The sequence below is a fragment of the Bacillus cereus group sp. BfR-BA-01347 genome (assembly GCF_022663835.1).
Taxonomy (GTDB): domain Bacteria; phylum Bacillota; class Bacilli; order Bacillales; family Bacillaceae_G; genus Bacillus_A; species Bacillus_A thuringiensis_K.
Genome location: NZ_JAKUGG010000015.1, coordinates 111407 through 127341 on the forward strand (window position 1 = coordinate 111407; position 15935 = coordinate 127341).

Consider the following 15935-nt stretch of genomic DNA (forward strand, 5'->3'; position numbering starts at 1 on the left):
TTGTACATAAAAATTGATTATTGACTATCCTATAAAAAAAATTACCAACAATTTCTTAAGATATATTAATTTTATTTAATAACGCGCTCCTTCATCAGAATAAAAAAGTTTATCTTCTTTTATTAATTATTTGAAAATCTCATTAGGTATATTATATTGATCCAGAAAATCACTTTCTTGTACTTAACCTTCCCTATTCACCTTGTTGAATAGGGAGATTAATCTCTTTTAAAAATCTCGATCTTTTAGAAGGTTTCCCATTAATTGTTGCTGGGAATGTAATATATAGATTCTTCTTTGGACGAGTTACAGCAAATGGTGATAGGTAACCCTTTGAATTAATCTCCAAGTTTTCCCCCACCCCGCACCGTACGTGCGACTTTCATCGCATACGGCGCTCCATCTTCTTATTTATTCTTTACAACTGTTATATAAAAAGACTTGAGACCTTCCCTCCACCACTTATTATCATGGTTTCATTGGTACTACATCTCTACTGCCATCTCTACTCACAATCCTTTTTACCAGATTATTACTAGACGTTAGAGACTTCAAACGTTCCGATATTGCTAGGTAAATAACTATACTTAGGTTCTACCTTTACCCCGAATTCACGTTATTTAAACTAAAGCAACCCATTAGCTTTATCCATCAAAATCCGTACGATAATTTCTTTGGAGTGAATTTTTTTATTTTATACATTTCTATATAAAGCTTTTCGAGGTGTACATTCAGTAGTTCGTCATCAATTATGTTGAATACTAACCATATATAGCTCCCTGCCCGCATTACTTTCGCAGTAGTGTTTAACCTTTCCTCAGCATTATCTGTTAGGGCTACTCAATGCGTCTTCACCCAGCTTCATACAAAACCGTTACCAGTTATGCATGTGGGAGTATCAGCAGCCATCTTATCATAGGATTTTTTTAAAGGTATCCTACTGTGGTCTCACAATATCAGTTATCATTATAAAAATTTATAATGTGGTTTATCCCTCGTTAAGCGATTTCAAACCAACGTTTCGCACCATACATTAAGCGCCTTTCTTCTTCTATAGTAGTCGGTGGTTCAGCTTTCTCTATGGATTCCTGGATTATTTCTGGAGTAACTTTTGTGGCTTTTTTACTTGGTAATCCTTCATCATATAAGCCTATTAAAAATACATTTTTAAATGATAATCCTTTACTCTTATGTATAGTTAATAAATAAATTGCATTAAATGTACCTTTATGGTATTTATCTAACTTTTTCTTCATCTCTTCTTTTTTTTGGTTTAACTCATTATACCTCTTAACCATACCTTCCCATGAATGAAACTGTTCTGTTTCTTTTTCTATCCATTTTATTTCATCCTTTGTTAATTGGTTTCTAACGAGTGGAAATTCTAAGAAGGTTTTAATAGTATTTGCCATAGATACTGAATTATTATTTTTTAATCTTACTAACCCCTCAAAGTAATCAATAATTTCTTTTCTTCTATCCAAAGATTTATTTCCACAAATAAAATCAGCAATTTTTTGTGGATTTATATATGATGAACTATCTCCAATAAAGTTAACAACTTCTTGTTTTTTCTTGTAGAATGCATATGAAGTTTCTGAAATTATTTGGTTCCACCGAGTTAATTTATCACTATCTTCATTAGATATTAAAAAAGCTTTCCAATATCTATATGCCCTTTTAAATGCATCCAAGCTAAAAATACCCATTAAGTCTTCATTAGTTTCTATTACAAAAGGGATATTATTAACCTCCAGTTTATGGAGTAATGTTTTAATTTGGGAAGTAGAACGATATAAGATTACACTTTCTCTATAATCTGGGACAGCTTTATTTCCTGATAAACCAATATACTGAGATTGATCTATAATCCATTCAGCTTCTTCCTCTGGAGTAGGTAAACTTCGAATATAGCAATCACCCTCATTTTTATGAAAAGGTTTCATTGATTTTTTTATCCTATTGTTCTCATTAAATGCAATTACCCGATTCCCAGCTTGAACTATTTTTGAAGTAGAACGATAATTTGTCATAAGTTTAAGAGTTTGGGTTTCATACATTTGGTCGAAATCTTTTATGTATTTTGGCTCTGCGCCTCTAAAATAATAGATACTCTGGTCATCATCACCAACAATGATTAATTTAGCACCATCCTTTAAATCCGGTGGGCAAATAAGTTTAATGATATCCATTTGAAGAGGATTAGTATCTTGAAACTCATCAATGAATATATACTGAAATCTTTTTTGTACATATTCACGCGCTTGGATATCATCTTTTAAAACATGAAGCAAATTTAACATGTAATCGTCAAAAACTACAATTCTATTACTTTTTCGTTTATCATAAAATTCCCGCATCATCTTTTGAAATCTTTGACTTAATGTTTCATCACTTGTTGGTTCAAGTATATTAAAGTGCTTTTCTATATATTTCGTCATCATCTCTATAGAGAACCCCATATTCGTCCAATAACTTATTTTTTCAAATAAATTTTTCTCTCCAGCATTTTCATCTAATTTTTTTAGTTTATAATCTTTAATTAAGTCTTCTAATTCCGCCTTATACTTCTTCTCATCTGGATTATCTCCAATAATACCCATATGTTCTACATATGGAAATTGTTTTTTCAACTCATTATACAAGCGTATAAAAAAGCTATGAAAGGTGCCAACTGCTACTTTAGATTTTTCCTCTCCTAAGAAAAAATTCACCCTTTCTTTCATCTCTTCAGATGCCTTTTTCGTGAATGTAATCATGGCTATTTTTTCTTCAGGGACATTCTTCATCATTATTAAATAGGCAGTTTTCGCACAAATTGTCTGTGTTTTTCCACTACCAGCACCCGCAATAATTCTAAGGTTCTTCTCCATATCATATCTAATAGCCTCAATTTGCTCATTATTAAAATCATTATTATCATTTTTAGGCCTTAAAAAATCAAAAAATCCTTTATCTTCATCAAAATTAGTAAGAATATGTTGTTCTTTCCCTTCATCATACTCAAGTTCTCCATAAATACCTTGATAAAGATTCATAACATTTTCAGCATGCACTAATTCTTTTATTTTGGTATCAATAGAATCTTTAGCATGTTCAAGCTCTACTATTCTTCTATCTAATGTTTTATCTAGTATTTTCTTCTCTTCTTTTAACTTTTCATTACTCACATATAAATTTTTTAATGAATTATTTTTTTCCTTAAGTTCCCTTTCTAAAATTTTTATTTTTCCTTGGAATTGTTCTATCTCTTTTATTAACTTTTTTTTACCGAAAAGATTATCTAAGAAACTCATTATTCCCCTCCCCTTTCCTTTTAAATACAGTATCTTTTTATAAAATAATTCGCTATAACACACTAATTATCATACACTAATCAGGAAAATATATCCTTATTAGAAAGCCAATTCTTCATTCTAAATTAGAATGAAGGAGGAGTTTTTTATATTTTCAACTTACTCCAGAGAAAAAGAAATTACAAAGAATCATAAACGAAAAATTTGTGAAGCTTACTAACCTTTCATTTTTCTAATACTCTAAAGTGATAGATCGTTCGTACTAAACATTTTTTGAAGAACACTACATGCAATCATAAATTAGCAAATAGCAAGTATATGCTTTTGAAGATTCAACAATTTTAAGACAAGATTTTGTAGTCAAGAATATACTATAGATCAAAAAGAATTTTAAAACTTATCCAACTCACAAAAGAGGAGATTCAAAAATATATATTAACCATTATTTTCATGTATAATTAAGTTAAAATGCATAAATGAGAGGAAGGTTTTTATGGCTGATATAGTTAAAGATGCAGTTAAAGAGTCCATTGAAAAACTAACAATTAATCAATTACACTCTATAATTGACGTAATTGAAATTAAAGGCTATATTACTGATGAATGCACAACAAGAGATGGTTATGTTCCATTCACCAAAGTAATGATTAAACATGGTTCTACACTTTTAATTAAAAGATTGCAACAAGAAGTACGCTACGAATATCCTCTAAGTTCTACTGGATTTTACCACAATAACTACGGTGAAGTATTAGCTATATTTAGTTGTAAGTTTTTTAAAGACACCCTTGATTTCAAAAGGAGAGCACTCATTCCTTTTATTGAAAAAGCAATAATTAACATGTATTCATAAAAATCTGAAAGATATATTTATATTTTTTATTTCAATACATTTTTTATAAGATAGCGCCTTTTTACAAAATGATTATTTGAAATCCCCAATAATATCCTGTTACTTTTTCTATTACTTATAACAACATTTCTTCAATTTGTTCATATTCATTACCTTTTTGTCGATACTTTGTCTTTTTTGCAAGCGCTCGGGGCCAATAAAAAGTAACTAGCTGTATAAATGCTTCAAATTCTTCAATTGTATTAGAAAATATTCTTCCCACTTTAGCCTCTCCCTATTGCATATATTTCTAGATATACAGTAACATTTATTCCTAATATATTAATACGATTGAAAAACAAGAAACTGAAACCATTTATATTTGTCATGATCCTGAATAAAACTATATAGAATTCGGTGGAAATATTATTGGTGATGGTCACTTTCCTGATTCATTAAAAAATATTGTTAAAATATTAGAACTACTCCTACCAAAGTATTTTTTAACTAAATTAAAACCACCAAGAATTTCTTTGATGGTTTTTAAGAAAGCTATATTATTACAATAATCCCTCTAGACCAAAATTAATATAGCGCCTCTATAAAATGTAGACATAATAATAATTAGGATTCACTTCTTTATTTATTAGACTGAATACACTTCTCCGTTTCTTGAATGTACAAATCTAGTAAATTAGAAAGATAATAAAATGCCTGTACTTTTTTTCTAAATATTTTTTCATCACTTCTGAAGCAAACAGACATACTAATAAATATCAAAAATAATATAAACATACCCAAAATAGGACTTACATTTAAAATTTCTTTCATCATTAATGTTATAATGCCTATTCCAAATGCAAGCTTCGCAGTATATATTTGTGTAGCTTTTATTTGTTCTGCTTTTGATTTAATAAAAGCATTTAATAATTTTAAATCCTCTATTTCCATATTTTCAATTCCTAAATTTGTTACCTCTATCTTGCACTTAGTTAGTGTTCTTTCAATTTCTTTTTTTAGTTCTCTTTTTGAAATTCCCATATAAAAATAATCAGCCATTTTCATATTTCCTCCTAATTACAAAAAACGTTAAAGCTAAATATACACATAATAAAAACTTAGGTCAATGAAAAAACATTTTGTTTTTTCATTAAGATAATCCACCTAAATAAAAATTCCATCCCATTATAACGCACTAGCAGAAAAGATTTTTGAACAAGGCTCGCATTCCAAAACATGTACATACTTCTATAAAGCAATTCAAGCTAAGAAAAAAGCCGATGCGAAAGAAGCTTTAAAATGAAAAAGCTAATTAAAGTAATGAGTATTGCTACTGCTTTAATATTTAAATTGGGAATTACATCTCAAACAGATAGTCACGTAGTAAAAGTCGTTCAAAGTATGATGGCAGACGAAGACCACGGTGGTTGATGTCCTTTGACCCGGAATTCAGTCCCGGGTCTTTTTTTATTGAAACAAGATATAAATCGTCATTTTTAACTATTTAGTTGAGAAGGAATGATTATAAATAAGATAGGAACAGCTAATAATGTAAACTACTCTCAAATGCTACAAGATACATTAAAAAGCATTTAGGTGTTACTGAAAACAATAAAACATTTAAAAGAGATGAATTATCTTCATCCCTTTTTGTCTATCTCCATAAAAAAATCAAAAATTATTTATAGGAAATGATTATTAGTTTTTCCTTCCTATTCAAAAGCCTTCTTAATAACCCCAAAAGTAGCTATTAATGATCCCCCCAACAAAATTATCCCCAAAAGAAAATAAATGTTAAAAATTGCATAATACAAATACAAATTAGAATTTATCGGCAAATAAGGGAACAAAAAAGTTGCGAGTAAAAAAGTTAACGTAACGAGCATCAGTGTCAAATAGTTCAAATAAAAGTTTTTATTTTCCATTCTAGATTCATGATTTTGAAAAGACATACAAGCAATAGAAATTGCAATTAAACCTATAATTGTACTTATTCCTAATTTTGCTGTTTCCTGAAGCATCTCTGTTAACATTTTCATATTTCCTATGGTATTACATATTACAATAATCACTGTAATAATCGCTAAAGCAACGACTAATCGAGTAATAGATCGAATGTCTTTACGGATTTTTCTCATATATGATAGCCTCCTTCTATACAAGAATAAAAGAAAACTACATAAAAAATCAATAAAACTAAATATTAAGTTATATATAAAATGATCCTCTAGAACGTTTCTAGTCTTCATCATGCGGTCTATACTTATCAAGTAATTTTTCTAATTATTTCTTTTCTCCAATATCTTCACAAAGAAATAAACTCACTCGTTCCATTTTCTTAAATGGCACAAGTTTACCACCTTTAATCATTCTGCTAATTCTCGCTTTACTAATACCTATAACACCCATTACATCTGCTGTCGTTAATACTTAATTATGTAAAAAAAGGAATTTCTTTTTATTCTCGAACTTGTACACTTTATTCACCTCTCTTTTCTTTAAAAATCCCATAAAGTCTTAATGACACATTTATAATATAAAAGACTAAAAGAATAATTAACAAAATATCCAAAATCAGTTTAATAATTCTGGTTTCAACCGAATTTTTAAAATAGGAAAAGGAAAGCATTGTAACTAAAATAATTAAAAAGTTAGATGAATTACTTGTTTTCTTCCCCCAAAAGTATTTATACGCATAAATACTTCATCAGGATATATTTCAATATGCATCCATTCATTTTTATCAGTATCTCGATTTCCAAATTTTAAAGTCTCCTTTGGTTCTTGATACCCATTGTTCTTATAGGAATAAAGATTAACAATGTAATACCGATTGGATAAATTACCATTATTTTTAATAGCATATTCTAAATTATCCATGCCTTTCATCGAATATAATTCCATTATTTCCACTGCTTTCAAAGTCACAATTAACAACATTTGGTAATTATAATATAAAAGAGAATTTTTTTGCATTTAAAAGATTCTTTTTACATTATATTTAAAATCCCAACGAATAAAATCATCTTATGTGTAGTTCTATGAAGTTTTTACGCTTCAGTAAGTTGCATCAAAATGGGATTAGACCCTATGCATACAAAATTAGCAATAGTAGGTGATGTAAATAGAAGCGATTCATCGTTCTAGCCGCAACTCCCCCCTTAAAAGCATTGGGTGTAAAGAAGAATGTATGGTTTGGTATTTAAGAATGTAAATCAGACTGTATTTGGTACTATGGAACATTATCCCTTATATTTTTCATTCCTACTGCTACTTATGTTATTTCTAAATTAATATGTTCATAATTAAAAAAGAGGGTGCTCGCAGCTCCCTCTTTTTTTAGATAATTAAATATGCTCTCCATGATCCATAAACACTTCAATAGTTTCATTTTGTGATACGTCTTTTACATTAGTAAGACCAAAAGTAAAAACAGCGGATAACATCATCATTAATAAGATTGCTTTTTTCATTTTAGCGCCCTTCTTTCTATACTCTTTTTGTCTGCATCTAAAGCGATGTGTAAATACTTGCTGGCTTTTTTGTGATTTTCTGAACCATAGAATATATTACCTAAAAGATAAGCATATTCTTTTACCCAATCATATAATTCTTCTTTTTCAAAATACGAAATACCTTCCATGACCACCTTTTCTAATTCTTCTTGTGGTGCATAGTTATGTACTGCTTTTAAAATTTGAAAATGATGACGATAACATAAGTCACTAATCTTATAGCCATTCTCAATATATTCATTAGCATTATGATTATGACCTAACTTAAAATGTTCTCTTGCTAAAAGAAACATCGTTTTAGCGTTGTTTTCTAGTGATTCCTCTAAATGCTTAATTGCTAACTCTGACATGTTTTGACTTGCATATAAAAGTCCTAAATTGTGCTTTACACGTTTAGTAAGACTTTCGTCATGAGATTTTTGGAAAGTACCCAATGCTGAAAGTAAATATTCTTCTGCACTTTCGAAATCACTTAAGCGAGTGTGTGCCATCCCTAAAGTATTCAAACAAGCAGCAGTTTTTAATTCATACCCTGGACTAATTGAAAATACTTCATTTGCCTTCGTAGTAAATTGAACTGCTAGGATTGGTTTCAATATGTGATAGTAATGAACTGCAAGCCAATAATTAAATTCAGCTTTTTCGATTTCATCATGCATGTACTCTAAATACTTTTCAGCTTCTTCAAATTGCATTCTTGCTTCACTATGGTTTGCTGTATTAGTAGCATAAATTGCTTTAAATAAATGATGATAGTACTCTAAAAATGTTTCTGTAGGCTCTTGTAATGGCTCAATTTTATCCAAAATATCTTTTGAACTATCCATATCACGAATTAGCAGATTATACCGTGCATTCAATAAAGCATAGTAGACTAATATTGTTTGGTCTTCCTTAATATTATTGATTTTATCTGCAATCTCTTCTTTTATTTTATTAGACTGTAATACACTTTGTGAAATTATAGCTTGATACCAGTCGTTTAATAATTTTGTGATTTCTTCTTTAGAAATAATTTCAACATTCATATACGCTACCCCCTTTTATTAAAGGTTACCATAACATACTTGTTTATATAAATGATTTTCCGAATATTAAAACTTGATAAATTTTTCCGAACACTCATATTAAACAATGTTAATTTCAGATTTATTGAACCACCCCCACTTTAAATAAATATCTGTTAATCTTACCAATCAAATTAGTACAACAGTTAACATGATACACAGGGAAGCTTTAATTGAATAGAAAACATATTTTGAATAACTTTCCTTAAAATTAGTATCAGTATCTCTCATTCCCTCGTCTACCGATTTTAATTTCCATATTTCTTTAAGTACACGTATATATGATTTGATTTTATACGAAAAACCATGAATTATTAAAAATTTAGTTTCAGATAGAAGACGTAGACCATAGGAGTTGATGTCCCTTAACCCGCAATACATTCCTGTTTTTTTTATTGATACAAGATATAAATCGTCAGTTTTAACTATATAGTTGAGAAGGAATGCTAAAAAAGAAGGAGGATCATGATGAAATATCAAACAATATTTCCCTCATTAAAAAAATCGCTTTTTATCTTTATACTTTCTTTCAGTATGTTAATTTTCACACTCCCTACCTCTACCTTTGCACAAACCAATAGCAATGTAATTTCTGTTACAAATTACTATGTATCTCCAACAGGAAATGACCTCAATCCCGGTACATTAGATCAACCTTTCGCTACCATTCAAAAAGCTGCTAATGTCGCGAAAGAAGGAAGTACAATCTACATAAGAGGCGGAGTTTATAAACAAAAAGTTCGTGTCGCTCATTCTGGTGCCTCAGGCGCACCCATTACTTTTCAAAATTACCAAGATGAAAAAGTCATTCTTGATGGTTCTAATGTCAAGTTAGAAGATGATGGGTTATTTACAATAGAAGACAAAAACTATATTCAAGTAAAAGGATTAGAATTTCGTAACTTAAAGTCAACGAAAGTTAGCGAAACCCCTATTGGAATTTATATCACTGGAACAGGAAGTTACATTGTTATTAGAAATAATTATATCCATCACATTGAAGCGAATGTAAAGGATGGAAACGCACACGGTATTGCTGTCTACGGTACTTCATCTAGTGCACAAAATAATTTAAATCATATTGTCATTGATAATAACGAAGTAGCAAATTTGAAATTAGGATTGAGTGAAGCAATTGCTGTGAATGGGAATGTAGATTCTTTTGAAGTTACCAATAACAAAGTGCATGATAACAACAACATCGGAATTGTTCTGATTGGACATGAAGGCGTATCTCCAGTAGCTGCTTTAGATCAGGCACGAAATGGAGTTGTTCGTAATAACATTGTCCATCACAATACATCCATTAATAATACTAGTTACAATGAATATTCAGCTGATGGTATTTACGTGGATGGTGGGAAGGAAATTATCATTGAGCAAAATCAAAGCTATGAAAATGATCTCGGTATTGAAGTAGCCAGCGAACATGCAGGAAAAAGCGCAAGCCAAATTACTGTTAGAGACAATACAATATCCAATAATATCATGAGTGGTATTGCAATTGGTGGATATGACAGTAAGCAAGGATATGCTGAAAATAACACGATTACGAACAATGTAATTTATAAAAATGATACAAAAGATCAAGAAAGTGGCCAAATCGAAATAAATTACGATACCCGGAACAATGTAATTACCAATAACCAAATCTATGCAAGTAATAGCCGTATTTTTATTAGCAATAATTTTAATAAAAACACAGGAAACAAGCTTGATTACAATCATTACTATGGTGAATTCGATCAAAGTAATGGCTTATGGCAATGGAAAAGAAAAACATATAAAGGATTTTCATCTTATCAGGCAAGTATGAACCAAGAGGGAAATGAACAACATAGTGTATTTAGCAAACTGTCCCTTCATTCAAACTAATTTTGAAATAAAAAAATCTACTAATAGTATCTTTATCTTAGCCTATTTCCTCTCCTATATAAAATTTAAAGAAAAAATATAATATTTATTTTTTTTAAGTGAAAGAATTTAAAACTAGCTTTCTATTAAAAAGAAAGCTAGTTTTAAAAAAATCATTTAATTTTCAAAAGCATAATTCACTGGTAAAAACCATAAAAAAAATTCATATCCTCCAAATTTATAACAGATTAGATCTACCGCTTAATCTTTGATTGACTTGAATCACTTTTCTTTTGTCTTAGCCAATATAACTACTTATCGATCTTAGTCTATTATAAATAAAAATTATAGCCTTCAATTATCCACTACTCCAAGAAACAGGATAATCAATATTTTTTGATGAGTATTTATAATAAAAAATGTCTTTCTACTTCTAGACTAAGATCATTTCATATTACATAACATTATAATACGATATAATAATATGATATAATAATGTTATGTAGTAGAAAAATATATTATTTATTTCAACTAGTATCTTAATAATAGATTAAAGAAGCAGCAATGTAGATCCATATATACCCCTTTAAAAAACAATCCATTCCAATTTTTTATTCATTTTTCTTAATTTTTAGTTTATTAAATTCAAACTTTGTGAAGGAGGATTTCTTTTAAATAATTAATAAACCCGCTAATCAATACTTACTTATTACTTATAATAACTAGTGTACTATAAGTAATAAATAATAAATATTATCAAACAGGAGTTAATATCATCATATGGACTTAACAAACATTTTTCAAACTTTAAATATTACATATTACGTTGCTGCAGGTCTACTATTACTAAAAACATGCACAATACTTAGGGCTTCTAGTATAGAAAAGCTATTTTTCAATCAAGAGAAAATTTTACTTATCCAAATACTTCACATTATTATTTTCACAGTATTCATAACACCAATTACCGTATTATATTTCTATATATTTTCTGATAGATCGTTAAATATATCGGATATTAATGAAATTATAGGTTTTATTATAGTTTCACTTTTAGTGAGTACAATACTTGTGCTTGAAATATACATACCTTACCTTTCTGATCCACTAGGTAAAGATGCATTTTATATTAAACAAGATGATGGTTCAAAAATATATCTTATAAAAAGTCTAAATAAACTCGAAATATTAGGATATAGTCACCAACGTTTAAAGAAAATAGACAAAAATAATCCTAACAAAAACTACACAAGAATTCTAAAAAAAGAAGACGTAAAAAATACTGTTATATTTAGGGAACGCTATAAGGATAGCTTACTAGATAAAATAAAAAATTGGATAAATTAATAATAAAAAAACTACCAAATTTATTTATAGCTCTACTTACAATTTACTAAAACCAATATTAATTGCACATTGAGTATTAAACTACATCTAACACTCAATGTGCATTTTTTCTAGGCATTTCTTATGTATCTAGTTGAAAGCTTGCCTCATTAATTATAGATTGAAACACAATAATTCAGGAAAAATACGACCTAAATATTTTTCATTCCAAGCTAGTTATATTATTCCTTATAATAAGAATATATCCTACTACACATCAAGGAGGCCTTTATCTTGAACTATGGCTGGACTGGAACTATTGAACAATTTAAGCAATTAGATGTACAGTTTTTTATTAAACAATTGTTAGCTCATGTTTATAAAAACAATACAAATGATCCAAAAATAGATTCTCAAAAGAGAGCATGGATTGATAGTTATAATAAACTACAAGATTTATTTAATCGATTTTCTAATTTAGATGCATCACTTATTTTTGAATATGAGATTTTACGCGGAGGCGGTCGTCGCCCAGATTTACTTTTACTGATCAATGGTTATCTGATAGTCCTCGAATGTAAAAGTTATAATAGCGTTTCACCTTCTGAATATATCCAAACATCTCTTTATATGCGTGATCTTGAACATTATCACTCAGCTATTCAACAATCTAACATGCAAGTCATAGGTGTTTTGCTGCTTACAAACTATGAAGGTGAACGCTGGGTTTTCCAAAAAGAATATCAAGTAACCCTCTCCACTGTTGATGGATTGGAAAGCATTCTTAAACGAATCATCAATAAAACAAAAGTACCAACTTTGACGCTAGAGGAAATAATCGATGGTGTCTATGAACCCTCACCTTCTATGCTAGAAGCTGCTCGATCCATTTTAAATAATGAACCGCTCCCTGACATTAAAGCTGTATCAAGCAGTAACTTTCCAGAAGTACAACAAACTGTACGCTCAATTATTGAAGAAGCTCAACGTACAAATACCCATCATCTCATTTTAGTATCTGGTGAGCCGGGAGCAGGTAAAACATATTTAGGTCTGACCATTGCACACGAGATGAAAAATGCAGTTTATTTATCTGGTAACGGCCCATTAGTAGACGTATTACAAGATACGTTGAAAAATAGAACCTTCGTACAAGGTCTATATGGCTATAAAATGGATTTTCTCGAAAAGAGAATGATTCCAAAAGAACAAATAATCATTTTTGATGAGGCCCAACGAGCATGGGATACAAAAAAAGTCGATCAATCACTCACTCGAAGAAATCGAGAAGTTCAAAACTTAAGTGAACCGGATATTATAATGAATGTTACAACAAACAATAAACCGTGGAGTGTAACAATTGGCTTAATCGGAGACGGACAGGAGATCTATTCTGGAGAAGAAGGCGGTCTCGCCCTGTGGAATCATGCGATCGCTGGAAAAAACGTGACTGTTCACTCTAAACATTCTAATTCTATATTCACAAATGCAGCACATTATAGAACACATTCTCAGCTACATTTAAACTCATCTTTCCGTGCTCATGCAGCTTTAAAATACTATAGAATTATTAATACCTTATTAGATGCTAATTTTGAACAAACAAAACAGCTTATTCATAAGCTACCAAAAGAACATTATCAACTTTTTATTACGCGTGATTTAGCCAAAGCCAAACACACTTTACATCAGCTTTATCAGGATGATACAAAAACAGTTGGCGTTGTCTGTGCTGGTGGCGCTGATCATCAAAAAGAAGTCCCTGTTCTACCAAGAGATGAACGATATGAACGCCCTAGTAAGATCGCTCAATACTTTAACTATGCCGAATCCCAATACTATTGTAGAGCGCTCAACTACAGCTCAACTGAATTCCAAACACAGGGACTTGAACTAGATATGACGCTTGTTCATTGGGATGATGATCTATATCTACAAAATGGGACTTGGAAGGGGCAACACTATCAATGGGGTGTTGAAGATCCATTCCAAATTAAACTCAATGCATATAGAGTTATTTTAACAAGAGGTCGGGATGGAACAATTATTTACATACCACCAAAACCCATTCTAGATGAGACTTGGAACTTATTAAAAAACCATTTACATATTCCTGAATTAACGTTTTAAGGCTTATAATAAGAGACGATATTCTAGACTCCTTTAGAATATCGTCTCTTATTTTTTATTTTATAACAACCAGAGAATTGTTCTTACATGCCTTAAAACATTGCAAGAAGGAGTTTCTTTAAACAACTAGTATTATAAGAAATTGTCACTTAAGAAATTGCTGTTTCTTTTATTTCCCTAAAAACTGAATCGCTTTGCGGTACTTCTCCAATCGTTTTAGGTCTTTATCTGTTATCCTAGCAAGTCTTGAGCGATCAGAATTATGTTTTAAGTCTGCAAGTTTAACTGTACGAGCAAGAGAATTTTCTTTCACTCTGCTCAGATACTCAAAATAAGGTGTGTATTTCTCTTTTGTCAGTACCTGCACTGCCTCAACTACGTTATGAGGTATACCAGCACTTAACAGATCATTAGCAGTTATCTCAGTATCTTCCAGAACATCATGCAAATAAGCAGTAGCCTTCTCTTCGGTCGTATTTACAAAGTTAGCAACTGCCTCAGGGTGTTTGATATAATCCATACCTGCTTTATCTACTTGTCCAGCATGGGCTTTTTGGGCTATCTCATGAGCTATTTTTATATAATTAGGTAACATCGCAAAAGCTCCCTTTCTTTAAACAAAATCTCCCCCTCTAGCAAGCTGTTCTAAAAGTGAAGGAGGAAAATATTGATATAATCCCTCAGCAAATCATTAAAGTTCATCTTGAAACAAAAAATTTATAAAAAATGCCATCCTCTCTGTATATTTCTACAAAAAGAATAGCGTTTTTTGGTTATACGGATACAATTTTATTTTAATTTGAATTACGCCCTTTTCTCTTACGGGTATTTACTATATTAATGAAGAAAATTAGTCCGAAGATAAGGAATAAAAATGGGTGTACCCATGTTCTAAAATTAACAAGACTTATAATAAACATTATAATGCAAAGAATACAACCTATAATATCAATGCTAAAAGATAACTTCCCCTTTATTGTTTTCATTTTTAACTATTCCCTTCCAGATGCCACCTTTAATTTATAATTCTCAATATAATAATAACATACGTTTCGACTTTTAACTTTTTTACATTTAATTACTTTTTTGTTCTGGTGCAAAAAATACCGTTATTATGTGCAACCGGATAGCAAGATAGCAATAACCGATGAAATTAAAAGTACATCTGAACAGATTGAAGAATCCACTACAAAAAAGCCAACAAAGCAAAAGCAAAAGTAAACAACATATAGATTTGAATTATATTTCTCAACAACTAAAATTACTTAATGTGGCAAAATAATACTCGGGTTGGCACCCAATACCATATTACGATGGTTCCAGTCCCAGTAAGGCACCTTAGGGTGTCTTTTCTTTTGTTTGAAACACATTCTGCCAAAATACCTGTATCTTTGTTGAATTACGACTCGCATAAACCAACAAACTTCGTATATATAATTTGTTACCCTAGATGGGTTGACAATATGAACAGTTATAGGAGGATTTTGCGAATGGTCAAAACAGCTTGTGTAAGTATGATTACAGGCATTCTTTTAATATGTTCAACAGGATGTGCCACTCAAACTGATTCTATTACAACTAAAACTCAATCAGTAGATGATGGCGCATATACAACAAAAGAAATCACAGACGCATTTCCTGTAGGAACCCCCATAACTACTTACATTCAAAAAGAAGATAAACTGAACGTAAAACATATCACCAGTATTACACTTACAGATGGTGGCGTCGGTAGAGTTTTGGAAGCAACAGATGGTTTTGTTGTCGTATGTGGGAATGAAAAAGGAATTTTTGATGTATTAATATTTAAAACCATGGAAGATGTAAAGAAATATGAACAGAGTTTAAAGCGATAATTAATATCCTTCTTATGCCTTTTACACAGACATTGTCCTCTATCTCTTGCTATGGCCTT

Annotated in this window: 14 protein-coding genes and 3 pseudogenes; 7 read left to right on the plus strand and 10 right to left on the minus strand. The window is 30.2% G+C overall.

What is annotated here, in order from left to right; genetic code table 11:
• Positions 1-193: 193 nt before the first annotated feature.
• Both MR143_RS21045 and MR143_RS21050 read right to left on the minus strand, forming a co-directional pair.
• Positions 194-349 carry a hypothetical protein gene (locus MR143_RS21045; protein ID WP_153580446.1) on the minus strand — a complete coding sequence of 52 codons (156 nt, stop codon included), beginning with the start codon at positions 347-349 and terminating at the stop codon, positions 194-196.
• 649 nt (positions 350-998) lie between these two features.
• Complete coding sequence (locus MR143_RS21050) at positions 999-3296, minus strand: ATP-dependent helicase (RefSeq protein ID WP_242280943.1); 2298 nt, start codon at positions 3294-3296, stop codon at positions 999-1001.
• Between the two features lie 493 nt (positions 3297-3789).
• Between MR143_RS21050 and MR143_RS21055 the strand changes: the two genes are divergently transcribed.
• The gene (locus MR143_RS21055) at positions 3790-4149 is read left to right on the plus strand and encodes a hypothetical protein (RefSeq protein ID WP_086398089.1); all 360 of its coding nucleotides are present in this window, start codon (positions 3790-3792) and stop codon (positions 4147-4149) included.
• Between the two features lie 115 nt (positions 4150-4264).
• Here the strand turns inward: MR143_RS21055 and MR143_RS21060 are convergent, their stop codons facing one another.
• Both MR143_RS21060 and MR143_RS21065 read right to left on the minus strand, forming a co-directional pair.
• On the minus strand, positions 4265-4411 hold the full coding sequence (locus MR143_RS21060; protein ID WP_179192931.1) for a hypothetical protein: 147 nt from the start codon (positions 4409-4411) through the stop codon (positions 4265-4267).
• A gap of 356 nt (positions 4412-4767) precedes the next feature.
• The gene (locus MR143_RS21065; RefSeq protein ID WP_141529027.1) at positions 4768-5193 is read right to left on the minus strand and encodes a hypothetical protein; all 426 of its coding nucleotides are present in this window, start codon (positions 5191-5193) and stop codon (positions 4768-4770) included.
• Between the two features lie 234 nt (positions 5194-5427).
• Between MR143_RS21065 and MR143_RS33005 the strand changes: the two genes are divergently transcribed.
• Positions 5428-5559, plus strand: coding sequence for a hypothetical protein (locus MR143_RS33005; protein WP_255287588.1), 132 nt, complete (start codon positions 5428-5430; stop codon positions 5557-5559).
• Between the two features lie 281 nt (positions 5560-5840).
• Here the strand turns inward: MR143_RS33005 and MR143_RS21070 are convergent, their stop codons facing one another.
• The 3 genes and pseudogenes from MR143_RS21070 to MR143_RS21080 all read right to left on the minus strand — a co-directional run bounded on the left by MR143_RS21070 (position 5841) and on the right by MR143_RS21080 (position 7104).
• Positions 5841-6266: a hypothetical protein gene (locus MR143_RS21070; protein WP_086398087.1), complete on the minus strand. Its 426-nt coding sequence runs from the start codon at positions 6264-6266 to the stop codon at positions 5841-5843.
• Between the two features lie 145 nt (positions 6267-6411).
• Positions 6412-6639, minus strand: a pseudogene (locus MR143_RS21075) (DNA-binding protein).
• Positions 6640-6771: 132 nt separating this feature from the next.
• Positions 6772-7104, minus strand: coding sequence for a hypothetical protein (locus MR143_RS21080; RefSeq protein ID WP_242280944.1), 333 nt, complete (start codon positions 7102-7104; stop codon positions 6772-6774).
• Positions 7105-7122: 18 nt separating this feature from the next.
• Between MR143_RS21080 and MR143_RS21085 the strand changes: the two are divergent.
• A pseudogene (locus tag MR143_RS21085) lies at positions 7123-7313 on the plus strand (Y-family DNA polymerase); the annotation flags it as partial.
• A 162-nt stretch (positions 7314-7475) separates the two neighbouring features.
• On the opposite strand, the gene MR143_RS21090 reads toward MR143_RS21085, so the two are convergent.
• Positions 7476-7601: a hypothetical protein gene (locus MR143_RS21090; protein WP_000709205.1), complete on the minus strand. Its 126-nt coding sequence runs from the start codon at positions 7599-7601 to the stop codon at positions 7476-7478.
• On the minus strand, positions 7598-8671 hold the full coding sequence (locus tag MR143_RS21095) for a response regulator aspartate phosphatase (protein ID WP_242280945.1): 1074 nt from the start codon (positions 8669-8671) through the stop codon (positions 7598-7600). Before MR143_RS21095 ends, MR143_RS21090 begins: the two co-directional genes overlap by 4 nt.
• Positions 8672-9178: 507 nt before the next feature.
• Between MR143_RS21095 and MR143_RS21100 the strand changes: the two are divergent.
• The 3 genes and pseudogenes from MR143_RS21100 (at position 9179) to MR143_RS21110 (ending at position 14020) form a co-directional block, all read left to right on the plus strand.
• Positions 9179-10596, plus strand: a pseudogene (locus MR143_RS21100) (right-handed parallel beta-helix repeat-containing protein).
• A gap of 748 nt (positions 10597-11344) precedes the next feature.
• Positions 11345-11911: a hypothetical protein gene (locus MR143_RS21105; RefSeq protein ID WP_097862102.1), complete on the plus strand. Its 567-nt coding sequence runs from the start codon at positions 11345-11347 to the stop codon at positions 11909-11911.
• Positions 11912-12184: 273 nt separating this feature from the next.
• Positions 12185-14020: a DNA/RNA helicase domain-containing protein gene (locus MR143_RS21110; protein WP_242280946.1), complete on the plus strand. Its 1836-nt coding sequence runs from the start codon at positions 12185-12187 to the stop codon at positions 14018-14020.
• Between the two features lie 169 nt (positions 14021-14189).
• Here the strand turns inward: MR143_RS21110 and MR143_RS21115 are convergent, their stop codons facing one another.
• Entirely contained in the window at positions 14190-14615 is a 426-nt protein-coding gene (locus MR143_RS21115; protein ID WP_000937352.1) for an HD domain-containing protein, read from the minus strand.
• An 895-nt stretch (positions 14616-15510) separates the two neighbouring features.
• On the opposite strand from MR143_RS21115, the gene MR143_RS21120 reads away from it, so the two are divergent.
• A complete protein-coding gene (locus MR143_RS21120; protein ID WP_000241086.1) occupies positions 15511-15876 on the plus strand; it encodes a hypothetical protein in 366 nt (121 codons plus the stop codon).
• Positions 15877-15935 lie beyond the last annotated feature (59 nt).

Coding starts and splice junctions, on each gene's coding strand:
- MR143_RS21090 (WP_000709205.1), bottom strand. CDS start 7,601: ATGAAAAAAGCAATCTTATTAATGATGATGTTATCCGCTGTTTTTACT.
- MR143_RS21055 (WP_086398089.1), top strand. CDS start 3,790: ATGGCTGATATAGTTAAAGATGCAGTTAAAGAGTCCATTGAAAAACTA.
- MR143_RS21115 (WP_000937352.1), bottom strand. CDS start 14,615: ATGTTACCTAATTATATAAAAATAGCTCATGAGATAGCCCAAAAAGCC.
- MR143_RS21105 (WP_097862102.1), top strand. CDS start 11,345: ATGGACTTAACAAACATTTTTCAAACTTTAAATATTACATATTACGTT.
- MR143_RS21120 (WP_000241086.1), top strand. CDS start 15,511: ATGGTCAAAACAGCTTGTGTAAGTATGATTACAGGCATTCTTTTAATA.
- MR143_RS21095 (WP_242280945.1), bottom strand. CDS start 8,671: ATGAATGTTGAAATTATTTCTAAAGAAGAAATCACAAAATTATTAAAC.
- MR143_RS21070 (WP_086398087.1), bottom strand. CDS start 6,266: ATGAGAAAAATCCGTAAAGACATTCGATCTATTACTCGATTAGTCGTT.
- MR143_RS33005 (WP_255287588.1), top strand. CDS start 5,428: ATGAAAAAGCTAATTAAAGTAATGAGTATTGCTACTGCTTTAATATTT.
- MR143_RS21065 (WP_141529027.1), bottom strand. CDS start 5,193: ATGAAAATGGCTGATTATTTTTATATGGGAATTTCAAAAAGAGAACTA.
- MR143_RS21050 (WP_242280943.1), bottom strand. CDS start 3,296: ATGAGTTTCTTAGATAATCTTTTCGGTAAAAAAAAGTTAATAAAAGAG.
- MR143_RS21080 (WP_242280944.1), bottom strand. CDS start 7,104: ATGCAAAAAAATTCTCTTTTATATTATAATTACCAAATGTTGTTAATT.